Genomic DNA, 22,135 nt, shown 5'->3' on the forward strand with positions numbered 1-22,135 from the left:
GCGGAGAATACAATTCGATGGGTGGAGGTGCTTTCATGCGGACAGCGGTTTGGCTGTATCTGTTTATTTTCATCGCTTTTTTTGATTTACACGCGCAATACCCAATATTAACCCCTTTTGCCGTTTCGCTCGGCGCGGTCCCTTCGTTCATCGGGTTAATTATGGGCGTATATTCGATTACCCATCTGCCGGGAAATATGCTTGCCGGCATCGGTGTAGACCGGTTTGGAAGCAAAAAATTTATTGTTTGGAGCTTGATTGGCGCCGGGATTCTGCTGCTCATCCAGTCCCAGGTTACGAATCCTTGGCAGCTGCTCGCCGTGCGTTCCGTCAGCGGCTTCGTTCTTGCCTTTCTGTCACCGGCTTGTATGTCACTGCTTGCTAAAATGGCGCGTGACCGTGTGCATCAAGGAAAGCTGATGGCCGGCAACGGTCTGATTCATACCCTTGCATCCGTCGTATCGCCCGCGGCAGGTGCGATGCTCGTCGCCAAGGTAGGCTTTACGAATGCTTTCCTGCTGCTTGGGCTTGTGCTGATCGGCACCGCTTTTATCGCGATTTTCTGGATTCGCGACATCCCTGCCTCAAGCATCGACAAGAGTCTTCTCGTGGCGGACGGGCATGCCCTGCCGGATGACTCCGCTGCACCTGCAAACTCGGGCAGCGCCCGCATACCTTGGCTGTTTTATGTTGTACCGTTAGGAATCTCCTGCTCTCAAGGGATTTTATTTTTCGAGCTGCCATTAATGGAATCCGCCCAAAAATCAATTATGACTTCAGGCATTTTGTTTTCTGTCGTATCCCTAGGTTCCTTGGTAACACTAAGCATGCTTTTTATTAACCGTTATTCATCCTATCTTCGCACCATGGTCGGAAGCTGTGTGCTGGCACTTGCCTTTTTTGGAATGGCGATTGAATGGCCAATCGGAATTACCGCTTCCTTGTTCATTATTGGGATGGCGAAGGGAATTATTTTCCCAGCGATGTCCACTCTGCTCGTGACCCTGACGGATATTAGCCGTTACGGCAGAGTGTTCTCCATTTTGTCCATCTCTTTTTCGATCGGAGCCTTTATCGGACCGCTGCTAGCCGGTCACCTGCGTGATTACGTATCGCCATACTATATTGCCTTTGTCGTATTAATGATTGCCCTTGCCATGCTTCCTCCAACAAAAAACAACATGACCTCCCCCGTTCACCAAGGTTAAGTTCGAGAATTTCCCGGGAAATTCGACAGCAGGGAAAGGAAATCGGGGTCATTGGGAAGAATAAACTGCAAGAACCGATTTGTTTTGGAGGCATTATTATGGATTTTGTCATTATTGTTGAAGGGAAAAACGACAAAAGCAGAGTCCGCCGACTGCTCCACCCCGATGTTCCGATTCTTTGCACATTTGGCACTCCAAGCAAAGAACGGCTGGAAGCTCTGCGTAAACAGGCTGGCGACCGCGATGTGTATTTGTTTACAGATAACGATGCTTCGGGAAAAAAGATCCGGGGGATGCTTCGGGATTTATTTCCCGATGCCGTTCAAATGCACACGAAGTCAGGGTATGCCGGTGTGGAAGGAACTCCGGAGGAGCATATTATTAGGCAATTAGAAAAAGCCGGTCTCGAGGAGTTTATTGTATACCCCGAACCCGGCTTTCCTGTTCCTGTTAAGGAATAAATTGTAGACAGAAGATAACGATGGCTACTGTAAAGGTACTCGTTACGGTAGAGAGCAACGCTGCTTGGGAGGCAAACTCCGGCTCGTTATCGAATTCGATAGCGAGCAGCACGCTGCTCAAAGAGGACGGTACTGCGCAGGACAGCACGAGTGCCTTAGCAAGATCCCCTTCGAATCCAAGAAGCAGGACAATGGCAGCGCCTAACACCGGACCGGCCAGCAGTCGTAAAGCAACCGAGTACAGTACATCCATATTGTATATTTTCCACTTCATGCTCCCCAATTGAACCCCTAACGTAACGAGCGCAGTAGCGATAAAGCTGTTCGCCACATACTCAATTGGCGTCAAAATGGGCTGTGGAATCGGGACTTCAAACCCTCTTAACAAGAAGGCCAGCGGAATAATGTAAATGGCCGGAAAGGTCAGGATGGTCCGCCAAATTTCCTTCGCATCCGCTTTGTGAGCGTTTACACTATAAACCCCATAAGTATTCGGAATCAGGTTTTGCACCATCATGACAATAATTTGGATCGAAAGCGTCGTCGCATCACCTTTAAAAACAAGACCATTTAAAGGTACGGCATAATTACCGCTGTTATAAAAAAGCACCGAGTTGCGCATCGCCCCCGCCATGGAGCGAGGGTAACGACGCAGCCGGATTACAATTTCCGTCAACCCATAAGAGGCTGCCAAAAACAAGAGCAAAAACAGCAGCACCTGGCCGATGACAGCAACGGAAACCTTAGAATTGTATAGCATCAAGAAGATAATAGCCGGTGAAAACAAATAAAAATTTAACTTCGATAATGTTTTAATATCTAACTTAAAAGCTCGGTAAAGCACAATCCCGATGGCAATGAGGACAGACAGCGGAATAATGTTTTGGAATAAAATAACCCAGAAAAACGACATTAGTTGACCACTTTCATGATGTTGTTGTAAATTTCCTCTTCCGTCGCCGTCGTTGCGTTAAACGTTTTCCTCATGTTTCCTTTACCATCTACAATCGTAAGGTAATTGGTATGGGCGAAGTTACCGTCTTTATCCTTCAGAATCGAAACGCCGTAGCCGCTTGCGATGGCCTTAATCTCTTCTTCCTCGCCTCGTAAGAAGTTCCAGCCTGCCGGGTCCGCATGAAAGGTCGTGGCAAATTTCTTTAGCTGCTCCGGTGTATCCTTAACGGGGTCAAACGTAATGGAATGAAACACCACTTCGCTGCCAAACTTATTTTCTTCCTTCAAGCGATCCTGAACGCGGGACAGCTTATAGGTTGTAGGAGAGCACACATCAGGACAAGTGGAAAAGAAAAAATATACCACACGAGCCTTTCCGCTCGACTCCTCCAGCGATACCTTTTCCCCATTCATACTCGTTAGTGTGAATTCCGGTGCTTTTCCAAGGTCAGGCAGCTTTTCTGTCTTTGGAATAAACCGGTATACAATCAGCGCTAAAAGAATCACGGAAATCGTGATCATCAAAATCTTGTACCAATGCTTTTGCAAATATGCTCCCAATGTGCATACCTCCTTAGATGTATTTTAGGACGATACCGTATTAATAATCATAACCAACGAACTTAATGTCAGAAAATAAAGCGAATACTTAAACGAATTACGAGCCCATTTCTGTTCATCCTTCGCCCAAAAGCCGCTAATACTGGTTACCGTCCACACCGTTAAAATCGCGAGTGAAAAAATCAAATAAAGCATTCCGGCGTATCCGTACGCATATAGTAAAATCGTGGCAGGATACAGCAGCAGTAAATACGGAATCATTTGAATTTTCGTGCGTTGGACGCCCTTAACGACGGGAAGCAGCGGAAAACCCGCAGCGCGGTATTCTTCCAGCCTGCGTATGCCTAGCGCCCAAAAATGCGGTGGCTGCCATAAAAACAAGATGGCAAACAATACCCAAGCACCCGCGTCAATCTCGTTCGTTACGGCCGTATATCCAATCACCGGCGGCATCGCACCGGATACGCCACCTACGGATGTACTCCAAGTGGAGCGCGGCTTTAGCCACGCAGTATACACCACTACATAAAAAAAGTGCCCGACCAGCCCCAGGACAGCGGACAACGGATTTACCAAATAATAAAGCTCAATCGTAGCTGCGACTCCTAACACGATTCCATACAACAGCACAATCATCGGTTGGATTCGGCCCGTAGGAAGCGCCCGGTTTTGCGTTCGCTCCATCTTCATATCCCGTTCCCGATCCAAAAAATTATTTAATACACAGCCGGATGCCATCATTAATGACAGCCCAAGCAGCGTGTATAAGAGCAGTGGCCAATCAATGCTCCACTTGGAAGCGACCCAAAAGCCTGCAAAACCGGTAATTAAATTCGACCGTATAATACCCGGTTTCGTCAGTGCGATAAAATCCCTCCAAGAAAGTTGTCTGCTAAGCGGCTGTTCCACGTACCTGTTCCTCCTTTGTATGCATCACTCACTATCATAACAACCCGACCTGTCATTTACAACAAAACACCGTCGTCGTTCATCAATTCGTCTATTTTCTAAGATGAGAGGAAGTGAAGCTGACATGGCAGTCGTAAAAGCGAACGAAGAAGATGTCAAGCTGCTCGCAAGATTACTCCGTGCGGAGGCGGAGGGCGAAGGCGAACAGGGAATGCTTATGGTCGGCAATGTCGGAATTAACCGGGTACGCTCGGACTGTTTGGATTTCAAAAAGCTCCGCAACATCCGTGACATGGTATTTCAAAGCCCGGGCGGTTATGAAGCAACGCAGAAAGGTTATTTCTACCAGAGGGCACGCGACAAAGAAATTCGGTTGGCCAGAAGAGTAATTAACGGCGAGCGCATTCACCCGGCTTCTTATGCCCTATGGTTTTTCCGTCCGACCGGAGGCTGCCCGGGTACTTGGTATAACCAGCGCAACACCGGCCGCTATAAAGCACACTGCTTCTTCAGCCCTACCGGCGAAAATTGCCCCGGTGTGTATCGGACTTATTAACACGGTTTTAAAACCATTTATATATTAGGGAGGAATGTTAGTAATGAATCATCAGTACCCAAACATGAAAAATCCGACAGTAGGTGCTCTCGGAGCAAATGCCTACCCTTACGGAGCCCCAATGGCGCCAGGAGTATCTCCTGCTGCTGCAATGATGAACTATCCGGGCATCCCTGGACCGGCGGCTTTTCCGTCAGGCGGACCAATTCCTGCTCCCGGTACGTTAACAGCTCCAGCCGCTGCGCTTCCGCCGATGTCACCAGTTTCTCCGGGCGTCGAGGTTCCGGGCTTGCTGCCGACAGAGCAATCGTACATCGAGAACATTCTTCGCTTAAACCTTGGTAAAATCGCAACAATTTATATGACTTTTGAGAACAACAAAGAATGGAACGCCAAAGTATTCAAAGGACGTCTCGAGGCTGCTGGCCGCGATCACATCATCATCAGCGACCCGCAAACAGGCATGAGATATTTGCTGCTCATGGTGAACCTCGACTACGTTACATTCGACGAAGAGCTTCAATATACTTATCCGTACGCCGCTCAAACGGCAGGACGCTAAAACATAGCTTACACAGGTCAGATCCCGGCCCCCACTGCGGCCGGGATCTTTCTTTTCCCTTTGTGATTACGCTTCTTTGCTCACTGCTCGCTCTTCCTTGTACTGAAGCTCGAACAACCTATGATAGTAGCCTTTTTGCGCGAGCAGCTGATGATGAGTGCCGTATTCCTGAACTGCTCCCTTATGAAGGACAATAATCTGATCCGCATGCTGTATTGTGGAAAGCCGGTGGGCTACAATCAGCGTTGTGCGGTTGCGTGAAATCTCTGCCAGGGCCTCCTGCACAATTTGCTCCGTTTCCGTGTCGATATTCGATGTTGCTTCGTCAAGGATTAGAATCGAAGGTCTAAACACAATAGCACGCGCAAACGACAGCAGCTGGCGTTGACCGAGAGATAAAGTGACGCCCCTCTCTCCCAGCTCCGTTCGATAACCCTGCGGAAGCTTCTCGACAAAATCATGCATGTGTACCATTCGTGCAGCCGCTTCCACCTCTTCATCGCTAATATCCCCGCGCCGGAGCCTGATATTGGAAGCGATATCTCCAGTGAATAAAAACACATCCTGCTGGATCATGCCGACTACGCTGCGAAGCTCGTCGATGGGGATATCACGGATATCCACACCGTCTAGGGTGATTTTGCCTTTCTGTATGTCATAAAAACGGTTAATGAGCTGAATAATCGAGCTTTTCCCCGCCCCGGTCGCTCCGACAAAGGCTGCCGTCTGACCTGGAGCTATGCGAAAGCTGACATCCCGCAGCACCCAATTTTCTCCCTCGTAGGCGAACCATACGGAATCGAACACGATTTCACCGAGTACACGGCCTGCGGGCGATATCGGCTTTTCCGGATCGGATATTGCCGGCTTTTCTTCCAGCAGCTCGAACACCCGTTCCGCTCCGACCATCGCCATCTGAATCTGGTTGTATTTCTCCGCCAGACTCATGAGCGGGTTGAAAAACTGCCGGATATAGTGCGTAAATGCATACACAATCCCGAACGTAATCGCTCCGTCGATCACTTTGATCCCGCCGTACCAGAGCAGTAAAGCAACCGCCGCATTTCCTACAAAGCCGATCGCCGGCTGAAAGATGGAGTTAATGACGGTTCCGCGCATCCCCGCCTTGTAATAGCTTTCGTTCAAATCGCGAAATTGTTCCCACTGCTTTTCTTCACGTATGAACAGCTGCGTAATGCGGATGCCTGATAAATTTTCAGCCAAAAAGGCATTCAGCTTAGACAACAGTACCCGGGCGATGCGCTGCGCCTCACGAATGACCGCTTTATACCAAAAGGTAAGCAAAACAAGCACCGGCAAAACGGTAAAGGAAAGCAGCGTCAGCTTCACACTCAATTGAAACATAACAAACACGATACCGAGCAGCACAATGATGTCCTTTATGAGGTTAACAACCACTTGGGAATACAGCTGGTTCAATGATTCGGTATCATGAGTTACCCGGACAACGAGTCGGCCGACCGGGTTCCGGTCGAAAAAGCTCATCGATAATTTGCTAACATGATCAAATACCTGCTTGCGGATACGGTAAATAATGTCCTGTCCCGTGTACTGCAGCAGGTTCGATTGCCGGTAGGACAGCAGAGAAGAGCCTGCGACCGTCAACAAAAACCAGAAGCCGAGCTCCAGCATAGATTGAAAGCTGCCTTTACGCAGCTCCGCAATTTGCTCGGAAGGGATCGGCTGTGCTTCGTACACAACGCCCCCTTCATCATGCGTAAGGCGCCCGTCGCTGCGAATCGTCAAGCTCCCCGCCGATTGCGGGAGCCAGCCGTCCACTAAATAATGGGTACCGTTTACTTGAACGATTTGCTTTCGTTGCGCAGCCTGAACTTCCGTTGTTGAGGGTTCCCCTTCTTCAGCCGTTTGAAAGGATCGCTCACCAAGCCTAAGATCCGCAGACTGACCAGTTTCAGCAACCTCTACCAATGGCTTGTATATACCGTTAATATGATCATCAATCGCTACTTTAATGAGAAAGGGCCGCGCTAAATCTGCGATCACAATGAGAAACGCGAAAACAATACACAAGGTAATCGTTTTCCAATGAGGTGCTGCGTATCGGAGTAGCCGCTTCAGCAGGTCCCTGTCCTTAACTGAATGCAGAACCTTTTCCTCTTGCATACTCATCCCCTGCTCCCTCCCATTTTGCCGCCGCTTAGGGGTAGCTGATTTGCTTGAAACCACGTTTGTAATTCATGCTCTTCCGCTGCCTGGTCAAGGCTCTGCTTGCGATGAAGATCCGCATAAAGGCCATCCTGAGCAAGCAGCTGGTGGTGTGTGCCGCGCTCGACGATTCGTCCTTCTTCCAGAACTACGATTTGATCGGCGTGCTGCACAGAGGAAATCCGGTGCCCGATGATGATCGTTGTCCGTCCCTTCATCATTTCCTTTAACCCATGAAGAATTCGCTCTTCCGTCTCCGTATCCACTGCCGATAAGCTGTCGTCGAAGACGAGCACAGCCGGCTTTTTGATCACAGCCCTAGCAATGCTGACACGCTGTCTTTGTCCGCCTGATAAGGTAACCCCCCGTTCGCCAAGCTCGGTTTCGAATTGTTTGGGAAAGGCTATAATGTTATCGTAAACCTGCGCAATTTTGGCGGCTCTTTCAACTTCCTGATCGCTATAAGGCTTGGGATCAAATCCGATATTGTCGCGAATCGTCGAGGAAAACAAAAACTGATCCTGAGGCACATAACCGATCTGGCCGCGCAGCGTCTGCAGCGGAATCTCAAGAATATCCTTGCCGTCCGCAAAGACCGTTCCTGCTGGAGGGTTGTAAAGCCGGACAAGGAGACTGACCAGGGTGCTTTTCCCGCTTCCGACTCTGCCGACAATCGCTAGACTGCTGCCTTCCGGCACTTCGATGGATATGCTGCTCAGCGTCGGTTTTGAGGACCCCGGATACGTAAAGGTCAAATCACGGAATTCCAGCGCTCCCTTCAATTCTTTAATGGAAGGATCGGTTTGAGAGCTGTCAGCTACATCCGGCACGGTTTGAAGAATGGCCAGCAGCCGTTCCTCCGACGCTCGACCGCGCTGCAGCAGGTTAATTACCTTCCCCATATTCTCAATAGGAGCAGTAAGCAGTGAAAGGTACGTATTAAATGCGACAAATTGTCCAAGTGTAATGCGGTTTTGAATAACGAGAATCCCGCCCAAAATAACAGAAACTAAAAAGCTTAATCCGACGATGGCTGCACTTAGAGAGGTAAACAAGGAGTTGGATCTGGCAAATCGTTTGTTCATTTTGACTGAGTGCCGGTTCGCCTGGTCAAATAAAGCGCGCTCGGCCTTTTCCTGCGTAAAGCCTTTAACAATGCGAATTCCTGCGATGAACTCCTGAACACAGCTTGTCATAGACGCCAGCGCTTCTTGTACATCCGTCGATTCATCCCGAATTCTCCGGTTGAATCGGTAGGCCAGCAGCGAGAGCAGCGGCAAAGGCAGCAGTGTAAGCAAAGTCAGCAGAGGATCGACGGTTGTGGCCATCGCCACGATGGTAACACTTATGAGGACAAGCGCTTCAAACAGCTGGAAGACTCCCTGCATCGTAACTTCACGCATCACTTGGACATCGTTGATCGCATGTGACATGAGATCCCCGATGCGCTGGTTGTTGAAATATTGCGCAGACAACCGCTCCCAGTGGGTAAACAGGGAATCCCGAATGTTCCGCTCCAGCTTGCGGGACAAACGAAATAAATATATGCGCCCTGTCGATCGAAAAAAAGCAATACCTAAACCGGCTGCCGTCACATATACTGCAAAGTAAACTGCACCCTCATACGTGAGACGAATGGACTCCAGAGCATCCGTAAATTGGCCGAGCAAAATCGGAATCCATAGCTGGAGCAAGCATGATATGGACAATAATGCAAAACCAAGACAATACGCAGCGCTGTGCTGGACAAAGTGCCGCCTTAGAATGGACGCTGATTTCATGCAGGTTCCTCCATATCAAATCAAATATAAAGTAAGGTTACATGGATTCCTAAAGCGTTACCATGGATATCTATGCTTCAAATCATGGATTATCTTGCTCTAACCATTCGCGGACAAAGCAGCACATTGCTCGTTCTTTTTGCACGTTCTCGTGATACAATAACAAATGTACGCAAACCTCGTTTGCCAACAGACTGGAGATGATGTTTTGGACACAGGCACACATCTTGTTGTAGGTCTTGGGTTAGCAGGGCTCGCTTACCTTGATCCTGCCGTTGCAGCCAATCCGACCGCAGCATCCGCGGTAATGCTGGGAACCGTTCTCGGCTCGCAGGCGCCCGATATCGATACACTGCTGCGGCTGCGCAGCAATGCTTCCTACATCCGCAACCACCGGGGGATGTCGCATTCCGTTCCGGCATGGTTTTTATGGACGGGATTGATTACGGTGCTGCTTATGCTGCTCTATCCGAGTGTATCTCCGGCGCTCACTGCCAAATGGGTACTGATCGCGGTTGTTCTGCACGTATTCAGCGATTTGTTTAATACGTACGGGACGCAGGCGATGCGCCCTTTTACAGACAAGTGGATTTCGTGGAATGTCATCCATATTTTCGATCCGTTTATTTTTCTTTCCCATGTCGCAGCAATCGCCCTATGGCTTACCGGAATCGCTTCTCCAGGTCCGCTGTTTGCGATTTTGTATATTTTCATTGCCGTGTATTATGGCTGGAGAACGATCGTTCATGCCATCTTGGAACGGCGGATGCCTGTGCAGGATTCGGAATATGAGCCAGGCGATACCTATATGCTCGTACCGACGGTTAACCTGCAAAACTGGAACATCGTGAAGCAAAAGAAGGACGGAAGCTACGTGCTTGGCGATTTGCGCAGCGGCTCGATTCGCTGGGAAGAAACGGCGGTGTGCTCCAGTCATCCGGCTGCCGCAGCTTCTAAGACGCATCCGGATGTATCGGCATTTCTATATTTCAGCCGTTATGCTTGCTCAGAAGTAAAGGAGCATCGGTGGGGGTATGAGGTGCGCTGGGCCGATGTGCGGTATCAGCACCGTAAAAACTTCCCTTTTGTGGCCGTGCTTTTGCTCGATCATCAATATAAACCGATGGATTCTTATGTGGGATGGCTTAACGAAGAGAAGCTGGAGAAAAAGCTAAAGCTAAGTTCATTCTAGGCGAAGGGGCTCTCAGAGGAGCCTTATTCGCTTGTCTTACATAAAACAAGAAAGCTCAAGGGAAAGATCCCTTGAGCTTTCAATTCCAAGCCTTCCGGATTAGCGTTGACCGGACAGCGTTTGCTCGGCAATTTGCACCAAGCGACGAGTGATGTGACCACCGATTGCACCAGTGTCACGTGTTGCCATGTAACCGTAGTAACCATCTTCTGGAATTTGCACACCGATTTCTTGTGCCACCTCATACTTCAACTGTTGAAGAGCTTGGTTCGCTTGTGGAACCACCAAAGTATTACTGCTACGAGATTGTCCTGCACCCATGGATCATGCACTCCTTTCAGTTATGTTACTCGGTGATGTGGTGTTGCAAGCTTGCAAACATAGTATGGGTGGGATCGTAAAAGTTTATGCACGATTTCAAAGAAAAATATTTTCGAAGTACGAAAACCTTTATGGGACAAGGAATCTCACGGATAAAGGATGTGAAAAACATTGAGTAAAACGGCCGCTTTTCTTTTCGCTTTAACGACAGTAGCCCTTCTAACCGCTGTAGGAATCCTGTTAAGCTACGGCATGGTGCTCCTAGCCCTGCTGGCCCTCGTCCTCTCTGTCTTTATGACGGGAGCGGGCTTTATTTTCAAAGCGCGGGCACGCAGGAAAAACACACAATCGCAAGAATAGACCATCCAAGCTAGATCAGCCTTGGAACGATTTTATAGAAAAAGGACGCTCTGCAAAGGTGAGCAGAACGTCCTTTTTTTGCTGCATATTACATCAGAAAGCCCATTGCTTCCATCGTCTGACGGAGTGTTACAGATGCGGTTTCTCTGGCTTTCTCAGAGCCTCTGCGCAAAATCTCATGAATTTCGCCAGAAGCACGAACTTCCTTATACCGCTGCTGAATCGGCTCAAGTGTAGCTACCACCTGCTCCGCCAAATCTTTCTTGAAGGCGCCATAGCCCTGTCCCTCATACTTCGCCTCGATTTCAGCAAGGGAAAGCCCGGAGCAGTGACTGTAGATAGACATCAAATTCGAGATTTCCGGTTTTTCCGCTGGAGCAAATCGAACCTCGCGTCCGGAATCCGTCGTTGCGCGGCTGAGCTTTTTGCGGATCACATCAGGCTCATCCAGCATCGAAATAAAGCTTCCGGGATTCGGGCTGCTCTTGCTCATTTTGGAGGTAGCATCTTCAAGAGACATAATGCGTGCCCCTACCTGGTGAATATAAGGCTCCGGAAGCGTAAACAGCTCCCCGAAGCGCTGGTTGAACCGCTGTGCCAGGTCACGCGTCAGCTCCAGGTGCTGCTTCTGGTCCTCCCCTACAGGCACAAGATCAGCCTTGTATAGTAGAATATCTGCGGCCTGCAGCGAAGGATACACGAACAATCCCACGCCAACGGATGCTTTCCCGGCAGACTTGTCTTTAAACTGCGTCATCCGCTCCAGCTCACCCATATAGGTAAGCGTCGACATCATCCATCCCATCTGCGCATGCTCCGGCACCTGCGATTGGGCAAAAATACAGGCCTTGTTCGGATCGATCCCGGCCGCAATATAAAGCGCAGCAACCATTTCCGTTTGTTCGCGCAGCTTTTCTGGTTCCTGCGGTACCGTGATGGCATGCAAATCAACGACCATAAAATAACATTCATGCTCATGCTGGAGCTCGACGAACTGCTTAATCGCCCCGATATAGTTGCCAATCGTTAGCGTACCGCTTGGCTGAATGCCGGATAATACCTTTTTCATAAAACCACACTCTCCATTTCTTTTATCGATATGGGATGAATTACAGTCATCTTGGCATAAGAAGACAGGAAGGTTTAACAGAGAACGCAAAAAAGGCCTCTCCTCCACAAGGGACGAGAGACCGCGGTGCCACCCTAATTCGCTTATAGCAAACGATGCAGCAGCCGGAATCGTCCAGATGCGTGCCCTTGCACAAAGCCTCAAGCTCCATAACGTGGAGCAGCCGTATCCCCTACTGAAGCGCAGACGTCATACGTTCGTTCGGTTCAAAGCTCAAGGACCCATTCGGTAACAGCGCCGCGCCGGTTCACATCACCCACCGGCTTTCTGATGCGTCGCGTCTGCCACGTACTTGCTCCTATCATCGCGTTTTCCATAATTATACCGGATGTCTATCCAGTGTCAAATGCTTTTGATACAATAGGACAAAAAATAGGAAGGGCGGTCCTTATGCCGATTACTCACACAACCTTCGACGGCTATCCCGTTGTGATCTTAGAAAATGAACAGCTTACAGCTCATCTGCTTCCTGCTTTCGGTAACAATCTAATCAAGCTATGGGATAAGCACAATAATCGGGATGTGCTGCGTACGCCGGACAAAGCCGAAGAGCTCCAAAGCGGTCCGGGCCAATTTGGAACCCCCTTAATGATGCCGCCTAATCGGCTTCGTTACGGCGCCTTCACCTATAACGGGCAGGCCTATCAATTCGATACGGCCCCTAACGGCAAGCATCACAGCCACGGATTTCTGCGCACGCTGCCTTGGCAGGTAACCGGAACCAAGGAAGAGCACGGAACGTTAACCGTAACCTCGGAGCTTTCCTTCTCCGATTTTCCGGATGTGCTGCGGCAGTATCCCCATCCGCTTCATTTTATCGTAACCTACGAGCTCAAAGGAAACTCGCTAGTTCAGCATACGACGGTAGAAAATCGCGGTTCTTCTCCTGCGCCTTTCGGATATGGCCTTCATACTTGGTTTCTTCTTGACGGCAAGCCGGAAGAATGGTCCCTGCGAATGCCGTGTGAAAGCCTGTGGGAGCTTGATGAAGAAAAGTTTCCGACGGGAACCCTTCTCCCGCTGGGCAACTGGGAAGCATTCAACCATGAGCAAGGCCTCCAGCTGCAGAACGTCAACCTGGATGATCCATTTCAAATCGGTTCCCAGCCGGTGGTCGCCGAGCTGCAGCGCGGCAGCTATCGGATTCGCTATTCCTGCTCCGAACAATTCAAACAGTGGGTCATCTTTACGAAGGGAAAGGCCAATCAGTTTATTTGTCTAGAGCCGTATACATGGGTTACGGATTCCCCTAACCTTCAGAGACTTCCATCTGACGTCACAGGCTTTCAAGCGATTGCCCCAGGAGATGAACAGAAGCTTACCGTTACTCTTGAGCTCGAGAACCTATAGCGCCTTCATTCCTTCTTTGACGACACGCACTGTATCCGCAAAGAGCGGACGGTAATCCAAGCCCTCTATAAACATTAAAAATTGCTCCCCTGCTTGGCGTACCGTCTCTCGATGCTCTGCAAGCTCTACGGAGTGCCGATCCAGCTCTCGCGGCGCTCCGTTTTCATTTTGCTCCACTTCAATCCAATGCACGATGCTGCCTTCATGAACAATCGAAAACCCGTATCCCCGGCATTCGGGGTCCCCGCAGCCGCAAACAAAGAACGGCATTTTGGCCCATTCATCCGGCGCTGAAAAACGGTCGGGTGCTATATTCTTCGTTGCGCTCCAAATGAGTGCAGGCATTCCAACATCCACACACATCGGCTCGTCGATAAGAATCTCTCCGTTGATTTCTAGATAGACATCCGCCTGCACGATTTGCAGCTCTTCATGCAGCGCCCATCCGGAATACCTTAACGTAAGCATCGTATCCCTCCTTTTCTAGCGCTTGGTGAGAATTTCCAATTCATTTTATGATTAGAATCTTCATTTTGGCTCATACTACCTTTCAAGAGGTGAGCAAGAGACAGTTAACACAGTCTCTTCACCTGAAAGGAGGTGAACAGAATGGGTGCAGGTCAATCTCGTACAAGCAACACCCTGGTAGTACCTCAAGCTAACCAAGCCTTGGAGCAATTGAAATATGAGGTTGCTCAAGAGCTAGGCATCCAGATCCCGCAAGACGGTTACTACGGCTACATGGCAACTCGTGACACAGGTGCAATCGGGGGTCACATTACTCGCCGCCTTGTTGAAATCGCCGAGTCCCAGCTTGCTGGCCAATTCAGAAGATAATGACAAACGTACTTAACACAAAAGGTGGCCGATTCCATATCGGCACACCTTTTTTCCCGTTCTGCACAATTCCATTCCATGATTATTGTTTCGAAAAATGGATTGGAAAAGTCTATAGATCTTCACTATGCTTCAAAATTTTCCTTAATTAAATGCTGCACAACCGACAAAGGAATCGAAAGCCTAACATGCACATCCCAGATGGTGCTTTTAGGATTCTCTTTCAGAAACTCGCGAATTTGCCGTTGGTAATGCGCCAGCTGGTCCAAACACGGCTGACAATAGTCGAAACGGCTGTTAATCAGTAATTTTCCACATTGTTTGCAATTGGCCAGCGACATCGCTTATCCCTCCGTGTCTGAACTTGCTGTCATTTTCTCTATGTCAATTATTTTGTAAGCTCAAGAAACTCCGCAACATCCTGCGCCGCCAGGTCTACCCCATTTTTCCAGAAATCCGGCTGGCCCAGATTCACTCCTAAATGCTTCTGCGCCAAATTCTCCACCGTCATGCTGCCCGTATCGCGAAGCAGCGCGATATAACGCTCGTCAAATCCTTGACCTTCTTTTAGCGCCTGCGCGTAAATTCCTGTGCTGAACAGGTAACCGAAGGTGTACGGGAAGTTGTAGAACGGCACATCCGTTGCGTAAAAATGCAGCTTCGACGCCCAGAAATGCGGATGATACTCCGTCAGCGAATTATGGAATGCCTTCTTCTGCGCTTCAACCATCAGCTCATTCAAGCGCTCTACAGATACGAGGCCGTTCCGGCGTTCTTCATAGAAGCTCAGCTCAAATATAATGCGCGCATGAATATTCATAAAGTATGCGATGGAACGATTAATTTTATCGTCCAGCAAGGCAATCTTTTGTTCCTTCGTCGGCGCTGCCTTGATTAACGCGTTAAACACGAGATGCTCCGCAAACGTTGACGCCGTCTCAGCGACGTTCATCGCATACTGCTGCGCAAGCTGCGGCATATCGTCCATCACATGCTGATGGAAGGCATGGCCGAGCTCGTGAGCCAGCGTGGACACGTTGTCCATTGTGCCTGTGTACGTCATAAAGATCCGCGTCTGACCGGACAGTGGAAAGCCTGTGCAGAACCCGCCCGGACGCTTGCCTGCGCGGTCTTCCGCCTCAATCCAGCGTTCCTCAAAGGTGCGGACGGCGAAATCGGCCAGCTTCGGGCTAAACTCGCGGAACTGATTGACAATAATCTCCGCCGCCTCGTCAAAGGAAACGCCATGACCTCCTTGACCGCCAATTGGCGCCTCAACATCGTACCAAGCAAGCTTTTCAAGGCCAAGAAGCTTCGCCTTGCGTTCCAGATAGCTGACAAACACCGGCTTGCCCTGTTCGATAACATCCCACATCGTCTGGAACGTTTGCTCCGTCATGCGGTTCATTTGCAGCGGTTCCTTAAGCACGGAGTCCCATTTGCGATGCTTATACACCTGCAGGCGGAAGCCGCCGAGACGATTTAAGGCGTCTGCGCAATAGTCCGCTTGATTGCCCCAAGCTTCCTCCCAAGCCGCGAATACACGCTGGCGCACTTCACGGTCGGGGCTGTGCATTTTATTATGCGCTTGGCCGACGGAGAGCAGCTTGGTCTCCCCATTTTCTTCAAACGGGATCTTCGTCTTGCTTACAGCTGTGCCATATGCTTCTCCCCAGCCGTGGTAGCCGTCAACGGCCAAATCATTCAGCAGCGCCTCCTGCTCCGGCGGCAGCTTCTCAAGCGCCTGCTCACGGCGTTCGCTCAAAGGAAAGGCAATGCCGCGGAACGGCTCCGCTTCCAGCATTTTGCCCCACAGCTCGTCAGGAATCTTCGTAAGCTTCGCATCCAAGCGGGTCAATTCGGAGGAGTATGCTGCATTCATCGCATGCAAACGTCCAAGATGACGGCCCGCTTTTTTATCCGATTGATCCTGCGCAAGCAGACATTCTGCAAACGATAAGGCATGATGAATGCGAGCCGTAATCGACTGAAGCTTCGTTACGATGGCCTCAAGCTCTGAAGCCTTCACGCTTTCCGTACCTTCCCCCGCTTGCGAAATCTGCTGCTGGAATTCGGAAATCAGCTGCTCTGTTTCCGTTAAAAATGTTTCATATTCCGGGGATTCGCTTCCGCCGGAAAAAAAGGTATGTAGGTCCCATGTTTGCTGTAACGGCTTATTCATTCGAAAAACCACCTTTGGTTAATTAATTCGGTGCTCTTCCATCCATTAAAGCATACATCATGGCCGGGCGGCAATCCGTTGCAGCTGAGCCGTGTCCCCGTTGCAAAGCCCTTATAGGAGGTGTAAGCTTAAACAAGCATTGCTTATTTTTCGTACTTCCCAGTTAGAAAGGAGAGTCTCAATGAGACCGCTGCAAATATCCCCGGAAACCGCCGTGAAGCTGGCAAAACAGCTCAATGTACCCTTGGAGCATCTCATGCATATGCCTCAGCATATTTTATTAAAGAAGCTTGCCGAGCTCGCGAATGAACCGGAACAAACGGAGGGTGCGGACAAGTCCGAAGCTGAAAGCTCCGACGGCTCGACTCCATCCTCGGGCAAGCAGGGAACGTAACGATGATTCCTTTCGAAAATACGTTGCCCTACGAAACAATTAAAAATGACATTTATATTTCCGAATGTCCCTTTTGTTCGAGGGAAAACGTCCTGCTGCCGCTTAAAAAAACAAACCTCCCCGAAATTCGGGAAGGCCGTAAGCACTTGCTCGTGTTTCCATGCTGCCGGGGCAAGCTGACATTGATCGACGCGGACAGCGATTATTTGCTGAGCACCCGGCCGATTCGCTGCTGATTGGCGGCCGGCCGGTTATTTTTGTTCGTTCATTTCCTCTGGAAGCTCCAGCTTCTCCGCGAGCATATCTTCTCTGGTCGCCTGCCACATTTCCCGGGAAGCCCGAATCATCCCGGCATCCATAATGCTTTTATCATTGATAACACGCCCAAACCACTTCACCGCTTCATGGTAATTTTTCAATCGGCGGTTCAATTCCCCGAGCATATACATTAATCTTGCATTATTCACTGCTCCGCTTTCGACCTCGTAGGTCCGCACATACGCTTCTAATGCAAATTGAAGAAAGCGGTTTTCCTGCTCGGTCTCCCCTTTGTAACGATGCAGCCAAGCGATATGGTGTAAAAGACCGGCGATGATCCGCGGGCTTTCTTCCTTGATCTGGGCGCAGACCAGGCCGAGCTTGTAGGTCTGCATTGCCATGTCCCACGTTCGCTCTCCGCCAAACTGCTTCATCGTCCAATGATCCGCAACCTTTTCCTTAAACAGCGCTTTGTGCTTAGGGGTAAAACGATCCGAAAAATTTTCGGTGCTAGCATATCCGCACCAGCTGCAAACCCTCACCACGTAATAATCCGGGTTAATTTCTTTATAATGCAAACAAAAATCCGAATCCGTCTGCACCGCCTTTTTAAAGCTGGACCGCACGCGGGAGGTTTCAAACGTATTCTCGCAATAACTGCATTGGACTTGGGTTTGATACAACGGACTGACCATAGATGCCTCCCTTGGCTGCGCTGACTAAACCGTACAGATGGTTTCTCTCTTACCGCTCCGGGTTTACTCGGCCTCGCGCTCTTCCCATTCGTCAAGAGGCGCACCGATCAGCGATTCTTTAATGACATAAACAAATCCGCACACACATAACGCCGCGATAATTTCCGTCATTAATCACCACTCCCTAAGCTCGTTGCTTATGTTAACTATACCATAAGACCTATGAAAAATCAGTAATGGATCCGGGACACAATCATATAAGTGAATATGGGGGGATGGACAACTTGCTTTCGTGATTCCCCTCTTCGGCAAATGCAGAAGGAGGCGCTTCCGTATGAGAAACGGACGGGCTTTGGCGTCGCTTGCGATCGGTTTAAGCTGTGCAGCGATTGCCGCTTATTTCGTAATTTTTCCCCAAGATGTGCTGGATGCGGCATTAAAGGGATTATCGATTTGGTGGGATGTGCTGTTCCCTTCTTTGTTCCCTTTCTTTGTCATCTCCGAAATTATGCTCGGATTTGGCGTCGTTCACTTCTTCGGCACGCTGCTTGATCCGCTGATGCGGCCTCTGTTCCGCATACCGGGGCTTGGCGGCTTTGTGATGGCCATGGGCTTTGCCTCCGGCTATCCGGTCGCGTCCAAGCTGACGACGCAGCTCTGGGATCAGAAGGTCATTACCCGGACGGAAGGCGAGCGGCTTGTTGCCTTCACAACGACATCCGATCCGATATTTTTGATTGGTGCGGTTTGTATCGGCTTTTATCATGACGTTTCGCTGGCTCCTGTGCTTGCCAGCGCTCACTATGGAGCCGCAGTCGTAATTGGGCTGATGATGCGCTTCTACAAGGGAAGCTCGGACCCGCAGGACGAACTGGCTGCACCGCTCGTTAAGCTGCATAATCCAAAGCCGCTGCTGTACCGCGCGCTGCAGTCGATGCACCGGGCCCGAATGAACGATGGTCGCTCCTTCGGGCTTCTCCTCCGCCAGGCCGTTGAATCTTCTTTCCGGCTCATCATCGTAGTCGGCGGCCTTGTCGTGTTTTTTGCCGTCATCCTGGAGACGCTGGCGCTTTCCGGTGTGTTAGCCGTCATCTATGCGGCTGTAGCTGCGCTGCTGAAGCTGCTTGCGCTGCCGCTGCCTTTGTCCGACGGTATCGTCAACGGATTTTTTGAGGTGACGCTTGGCGCCCGCTCTGCGGGGGAAGCATCGGGGGTTCCCTTGGTGCAAAAGGCGGCGATCGGAGCTGTCGTGCTTTCATGGGCCGGCTTGTCGGTGCATGCGCAAATCGCCAGCCTAGTCAGCCGGTGCGGGTTTCGCTACAAGCCGTTTTTGTTTGCCCGTGCGATGCATTCCATCATCGCTTTTATCCTTGTACTCATATTGTGGAACCCGCTTCAAGGAGCTAGAGAAGCGGCTTCCGTTTGGCTCCCTGTCGAGTCCTCCGAGTCTGCGGCTGCCTTCACCAAGCTATGGTCTTTCCCGGCTGCAGCATTAACACTGGGTGCTCTGCTTCTCGGCTTCAGCCTGCTCGCGGTCACCGTCTCCGCAATCACCTCCAAGACTCGCACGCGATGAAAGGAGGATGTATATTTGTACAAGTCAGCGAAAATGTTTTATGATGAAGGGGACTTTTATGCTTAGCGGAGGTGCCCCCTTTGAAATATGCCGTATTGGACCGCGGAGACGAGCTTTCGAAGCAGCTGACCGAAAAGCTGCATTACCTGGCTGGTGAACGTCATCTGCAGCGAGACGAAAAAAGCCCCGATGTCGTAGTTTCGATCGGAGGCGACGGAACGATGCTGCATGCTTTTCATATGTATCAATATCGGCTGGAGAGTGTCTGCTTCGTTGGAATTCATACCGGCCATCTCGGCTTCTATGCCGATTGGAAAGCCTCCGAAATTGAAACGCTGCTGGATGCCATGGCGTCCCCGGACACAGCGCTTCATCAGCGGATCGTCAAATACCCGCTGGTTGAAACCGAGCTCGTATCCGTCGACGGCACAGAAACGCATTTGGCGTTAAACGAGCTGACCATCAAGGGGTTGAACGCTACCTTGGTGGCACGCCTGACTATTAATGACGAGCCGTTTGAGATGTTCCGCGGAGACGGTATCTGCATATCCTCTCCGTCTGGAAGCACGGCTTATAATAAAAGTTTGGGAGGGGCCATGGTGCACCCCTCCCTAGAAACGATTCAAATTGCGGAAATCGCGTCGATCAACAACCGTGTATATCGTACGCTCGGCTCTTCACTTGTCCTGCCGAAGCATCATCACTGCGATATTGAGCCGCGCAAAAATCAAGTGCTGCTTGTGGCCAAAGATCATATACCGCTGCAGCGCAATGACCTGCTGTCCATCCGCTGCCGCGTATCGACCCGTAAGGTCGCTTTCGCACGCTACCGCCCGTTCCCGTTCTGGAATCGGGTTCGCGATGCCTTTATCGGCTCGCAGATCGATTAGCTGGGCCGGCCGCGTTCCTGAGATGGCGGCGGGTTGCGTTTGCCCTGTCCCTGCTGTTTATAGCTTTGTCCACCGCCCCTGGATTGTCCATGGGCGTTTTGATTTTTATTCGGCCGGGAAGGACGCTGCTCGTTGGAGCGCGCCCCCTTCCCGTCATGCCTCGCATCCTGCTTGCGGTGATCGGAACGGGAGTCTCCTCGGGCATCCCCTCTGCTCTCAGAACGGCGGTTCTCCGATGACCTTCCTTCCGCCCCTGCTTGGCCTTTCGGTTCAAAGGATTTGCCGTGGGAACGAGGACGGCGTTCATGGCTACGCCCTTCATTCCAGTGGCGTTCTTGCGGCCGGCGTTCAGCAGCCGGGGCATCGCCGTCTTGTTTCACGCCCGCTTCTCCCGGCTGCGGCGCGTACTCTTCTTCTATAGAAAGCGCCTTTTCCTCCTCGGCAGTGCGAGGACGATCCTTGACCTTCTGAACCACAAAATGCGCGCAGCCGAAATTGCAGTATTCCTGAAGATAATCCTGAAGCCCCGCAACCGAGGATTCCTTCGATGAACGAGGATTCGTCTCCAGGAAAAAGCCTTTCAACCGAAGCTGATTATAGCCCCAATCTCCAACAATATAATCGTAGCGCTCCAGCACCTCGCTGTACCTGCTGCGGAACGCTTCCGGGTTCCAGCCGTTGCGGAAATCCTTCACTACTTCGTATGTCATCCCGCCAATATTCATCATGCTTTGCTCACTTTCTCGGCTTTCGCGGCATCCGCCTGTTCATGGGCGTGGTACGAGCTGCGCACCAGCGGACCGGATTCCACATGGCTGAAGCCACGCTTTAAGCCCTCTTCCTTCAGCGCAGCAAACTCTTCCGGCGAGTAATATTTCTGCACGCTAAGATGCTGCTTCGTCGGCTGCAAATATTGGCCAATGGTCATAATATTGCAGTCGACTGCCCGTAAATCGTCCATTGTCTGCAAAATTTCGTCCCATTCTTCGCCGACGCCAATCATGATGCTCGACTTCGTCGGGATATTTGGGGCGTATTCCTTCGAACGCTTGAGCAGCTCCAGTGAACGATCGTATTTCGCCTTGGAACGAACACGATCGGACATGCGCTCAACGGTTTCCATGTTATGGTTAAGCACCTCAGGCTTTGCGTCAAGCACCTTATAAAGCGAATCGGCGTCGCCTTGAAAATCGGGAATCAGCACCTCAACGTTGCAGAACGGCATCCGGCGGCGGATCGCGAGGATCGTCTCGGCAAAAATCGAAGCGCCCCCGTCCCCTAGATCGTCGCGCGCAACCGAGGTTACTACAGCATGGCGCAGCCCCATCTGCTCGGCTGCTTCCGCAACGCGCTCCGGCTCCGCTAAATCAAGCTCCGTCGGCTGCCCGGTCTTGACCGCGCAAAAACGGCAGGCTCTCGTACAAATATCGCCAAGAATCATAAAAGTAGCTGTGCGGTTTGCCCAGCATTCGTGAATATTCGGGCACTTCGCTTCCTCGCACACGGTGTGCAAGGTTTTGGAGCGCATCATTTGTTTAATTTCTTTAAAATCTTCAAAACGCTCACCGGAAATCAAATCGATTTTTAACCATTCCGGTTTGCGGAGAGTCTGTTTTTTCAATTTAGACCGCGTTTCCGTGCTCACCTACATCCTCTCGCTTTCCTATTCTTCCTTTAAAAAAAGAAACACAGATTATGTACGTATTATAACATGAACCGTAGAACATTCCACATTTGACGCTATTTTGATATCATAGGGAATGACAGTCGAA

The 22,135-nt window shown here is 50.5% G+C and carries 25 protein-coding genes; 12 read left to right on the forward strand and 13 right to left on the reverse strand.

What is annotated here, in order from left to right; genetic code table 11:
• Positions 1–35: 35 nt before the first annotated feature.
• Both GQS10_RS07385 and GQS10_RS07390 read left to right on the forward strand, forming a co-directional pair.
• Positions 36–1,208, forward strand: a complete 1,173-nt coding sequence (locus tag GQS10_RS07385; RefSeq protein ID WP_166240602.1) for an MFS transporter — start codon at positions 36–38, stop codon at positions 1,206–1,208.
• Positions 1,209–1,306: 98 nt separating this feature from the next.
• Positions 1,307–1,669: a ribonuclease M5 gene (locus GQS10_RS07390; RefSeq protein WP_166240604.1), complete on the forward strand. Its 363-nt coding sequence runs from the start codon at positions 1,307–1,309 to the stop codon at positions 1,667–1,669.
• Here GQS10_RS07390 and GQS10_RS07395 read toward each other — a convergent pair.
• Genes GQS10_RS07395 through cyoE form a run of 3 tightly spaced genes read right to left on the reverse strand, consistent with a single transcriptional unit; the run spans position 1,659 to position 4,093 of the window.
• Entirely contained in the window at positions 1,659–2,582 is a 924-nt protein-coding gene (locus GQS10_RS07395; RefSeq protein ID WP_166240606.1) for an AEC family transporter, read from the reverse strand. The two genes, GQS10_RS07390 and GQS10_RS07395, sit on opposite strands and share 11 nt — an antisense overlap.
• Entirely contained in the window at positions 2,582–3,184 is a 603-nt protein-coding gene (locus tag GQS10_RS07400; RefSeq protein ID WP_166240608.1) for an SCO family protein, read from the reverse strand. Before GQS10_RS07400 ends, GQS10_RS07395 begins: the two co-directional genes overlap by 1 nt.
• Before the next feature lie 24 nt (positions 3,185–3,208).
• Positions 3,209–4,093, reverse strand: coding sequence for a heme o synthase (cyoE, locus tag GQS10_RS07405; RefSeq protein ID WP_341805021.1), 885 nt, complete (start codon positions 4,091–4,093; stop codon positions 3,209–3,211).
• Positions 4,094–4,217: 124 nt separating this feature from the next.
• Between cyoE and GQS10_RS07410 the strand changes: the two genes are divergently transcribed.
• Together GQS10_RS07410 and gerQ are read left to right on the forward strand one after the other, a co-directional pair.
• Entirely contained in the window at positions 4,218–4,649 is a 432-nt protein-coding gene (locus GQS10_RS07410; RefSeq protein WP_166240610.1) for a cell wall hydrolase, read from the forward strand.
• Between the two features lie 43 nt (positions 4,650–4,692).
• Positions 4,693–5,211 carry a spore coat protein GerQ gene (gene gerQ / locus GQS10_RS07415; RefSeq protein WP_243735020.1) on the forward strand — a complete coding sequence of 173 codons (519 nt, stop codon included), beginning with the start codon at positions 4,693–4,695 and terminating at the stop codon, positions 5,209–5,211.
• A 66-nt stretch (positions 5,212–5,277) separates the two neighbouring features.
• Here gerQ and GQS10_RS07420 read toward each other — a convergent pair whose 3' ends face one another.
• Together GQS10_RS07420 and GQS10_RS07425 are read right to left on the reverse strand one after the other, a co-directional pair.
• Complete coding sequence (locus GQS10_RS07420) at positions 5,278–7,362, reverse strand: ABC transporter ATP-binding protein (protein ID WP_166240612.1); 2,085 nt, start codon at positions 7,360–7,362, stop codon at positions 5,278–5,280.
• The gene (locus GQS10_RS07425) at positions 7,359–9,179 is read right to left on the reverse strand and encodes an ABC transporter ATP-binding protein (protein WP_166240614.1); all 1,821 of its coding nucleotides are present in this window, start codon (positions 9,177–9,179) and stop codon (positions 7,359–7,361) included. Before GQS10_RS07425 ends, GQS10_RS07420 begins: the two co-directional genes overlap by 4 nt.
• 208 nt (positions 9,180–9,387) lie before the next feature.
• Between GQS10_RS07425 and GQS10_RS07430 the strand changes: the two genes are divergently transcribed.
• Positions 9,388–10,371: a metal-dependent hydrolase gene (locus GQS10_RS07430; RefSeq protein WP_166240616.1), complete on the forward strand. Its 984-nt coding sequence runs from the start codon at positions 9,388–9,390 to the stop codon at positions 10,369–10,371.
• 99 nt (positions 10,372–10,470) lie between these two features.
• Here the strand turns inward: GQS10_RS07430 and GQS10_RS07435 are convergent, their stop codons facing one another.
• Complete coding sequence (locus GQS10_RS07435; RefSeq protein WP_166240618.1) at positions 10,471–10,692, reverse strand: alpha/beta-type small acid-soluble spore protein; 222 nt, start codon at positions 10,690–10,692, stop codon at positions 10,471–10,473.
• 171 nt (positions 10,693–10,863) lie between these two features.
• On the opposite strand from GQS10_RS07435, the gene GQS10_RS07440 reads away from it, so the two are divergent.
• Positions 10,864–11,052 (forward strand): DUF5325 family protein, encoded by a 189-nt coding sequence (locus tag GQS10_RS07440; protein WP_166240620.1) that lies wholly within the window; start codon positions 10,864–10,866, stop codon positions 11,050–11,052.
• Between the two features lie 88 nt (positions 11,053–11,140).
• Here the strand turns inward: GQS10_RS07440 and trpS are convergent, their stop codons facing one another.
• The gene (gene trpS, locus GQS10_RS07445) at positions 11,141–12,121 is read right to left on the reverse strand and encodes a tryptophan--tRNA ligase (protein WP_166240622.1); all 981 of its coding nucleotides are present in this window, start codon (positions 12,119–12,121) and stop codon (positions 11,141–11,143) included.
• 450 nt (positions 12,122–12,571) lie between these two features.
• Between trpS and GQS10_RS07450 the strand changes: the two genes are divergently transcribed.
• Positions 12,572–13,531 carry an aldose 1-epimerase gene (locus GQS10_RS07450; protein ID WP_166240624.1) on the forward strand — a complete coding sequence of 320 codons (960 nt, stop codon included), beginning with the start codon at positions 12,572–12,574 and terminating at the stop codon, positions 13,529–13,531.
• Here the strand turns inward: GQS10_RS07450 and GQS10_RS07455 are convergent.
• Positions 13,526–13,999 carry a hypothetical protein gene (locus GQS10_RS07455; RefSeq protein WP_166240626.1) on the reverse strand — a complete coding sequence of 158 codons (474 nt, stop codon included), beginning with the start codon at positions 13,997–13,999 and terminating at the stop codon, positions 13,526–13,528. The two genes, GQS10_RS07450 and GQS10_RS07455, sit on opposite strands and share 6 nt — an antisense overlap.
• A 141-nt stretch (positions 14,000–14,140) precedes the next feature.
• On the opposite strand from GQS10_RS07455, the gene GQS10_RS07460 reads away from it, so the two are divergent.
• Positions 14,141–14,368, forward strand: coding sequence for an alpha/beta-type small acid-soluble spore protein (locus tag GQS10_RS07460; RefSeq protein WP_166240628.1), 228 nt, complete (start codon positions 14,141–14,143; stop codon positions 14,366–14,368).
• A 125-nt stretch (positions 14,369–14,493) separates the two neighbouring features.
• On the opposite strand, the gene GQS10_RS07465 is transcribed toward GQS10_RS07460, so the two are convergent.
• Positions 14,494–14,709, reverse strand: coding sequence for a hypothetical protein (locus tag GQS10_RS07465; RefSeq protein WP_166240629.1), 216 nt, complete (start codon positions 14,707–14,709; stop codon positions 14,494–14,496).
• Between the two features lie 47 nt (positions 14,710–14,756).
• The gene (locus GQS10_RS07470) at positions 14,757–16,550 is read right to left on the reverse strand and encodes a M3 family oligoendopeptidase (RefSeq protein WP_166240631.1); all 1,794 of its coding nucleotides are present in this window, start codon (positions 16,548–16,550) and stop codon (positions 14,757–14,759) included.
• A 181-nt stretch (positions 16,551–16,731) separates the two neighbouring features.
• Here GQS10_RS07470 and GQS10_RS07475 point away from each other — a divergent pair, with 181 nt between their 5' ends.
• On the forward strand, positions 16,732–16,944 hold the full coding sequence (locus tag GQS10_RS07475; protein WP_166240633.1) for a YycC family protein: 213 nt from the start codon (positions 16,732–16,734) through the stop codon (positions 16,942–16,944).
• Between the two features lie 2 nt (positions 16,945–16,946).
• The gene (locus tag GQS10_RS07480; RefSeq protein WP_166240635.1) at positions 16,947–17,180 is read left to right on the forward strand and encodes a hypothetical protein; all 234 of its coding nucleotides are present in this window, start codon (positions 16,947–16,949) and stop codon (positions 17,178–17,180) included.
• Positions 17,181–17,195: 15 nt separating this feature from the next.
• On the opposite strand, the gene GQS10_RS07485 is transcribed toward GQS10_RS07480, so the two are convergent.
• Positions 17,196–17,897, reverse strand: coding sequence for a DUF2225 domain-containing protein (locus GQS10_RS07485; RefSeq protein ID WP_166240637.1), 702 nt, complete (start codon positions 17,895–17,897; stop codon positions 17,196–17,198).
• A gap of 334 nt (positions 17,898–18,231) precedes the next feature.
• Between GQS10_RS07485 and ylbJ the strand changes: the two genes are divergently transcribed.
• A complete protein-coding gene (gene ylbJ / locus GQS10_RS07490) occupies positions 18,232–19,473 on the forward strand; it encodes a sporulation integral membrane protein YlbJ (protein ID WP_166240639.1) in 1,242 nt (413 codons plus the stop codon).
• Positions 19,474–19,553: 80 nt separating this feature from the next.
• The gene (locus GQS10_RS07495; RefSeq protein WP_166240641.1) at positions 19,554–20,363 is read left to right on the forward strand and encodes an NAD kinase; all 810 of its coding nucleotides are present in this window, start codon (positions 19,554–19,556) and stop codon (positions 20,361–20,363) included.
• Here the strand turns inward: GQS10_RS07495 and GQS10_RS07500 are convergent.
• Both GQS10_RS07500 and lipA read right to left on the reverse strand, forming a co-directional pair.
• Positions 20,360–21,091 carry a YutD family protein gene (locus GQS10_RS07500; protein WP_166240643.1) on the reverse strand — a complete coding sequence of 244 codons (732 nt, stop codon included), beginning with the start codon at positions 21,089–21,091 and terminating at the stop codon, positions 20,360–20,362. The genes GQS10_RS07495 and GQS10_RS07500 overlap by 4 nt on opposite strands.
• On the reverse strand, positions 21,088–22,008 hold the full coding sequence (gene lipA / locus GQS10_RS07505; protein WP_341805022.1) for a lipoyl synthase: 921 nt from the start codon (positions 22,006–22,008) through the stop codon (positions 21,088–21,090). Before lipA ends, GQS10_RS07500 begins: the two co-directional genes overlap by 4 nt.
• Between the last annotated feature and the right edge of the window lie 127 nt (positions 22,009–22,135).

Source organism: Paenibacillus turpanensis, assembly GCF_011421635.1.
In the GTDB taxonomy this organism is placed as follows: Bacteria; Bacillota; Bacilli; order Paenibacillales; family YIM-B00363; genus Paenibacillus_AK; species Paenibacillus_AK turpanensis.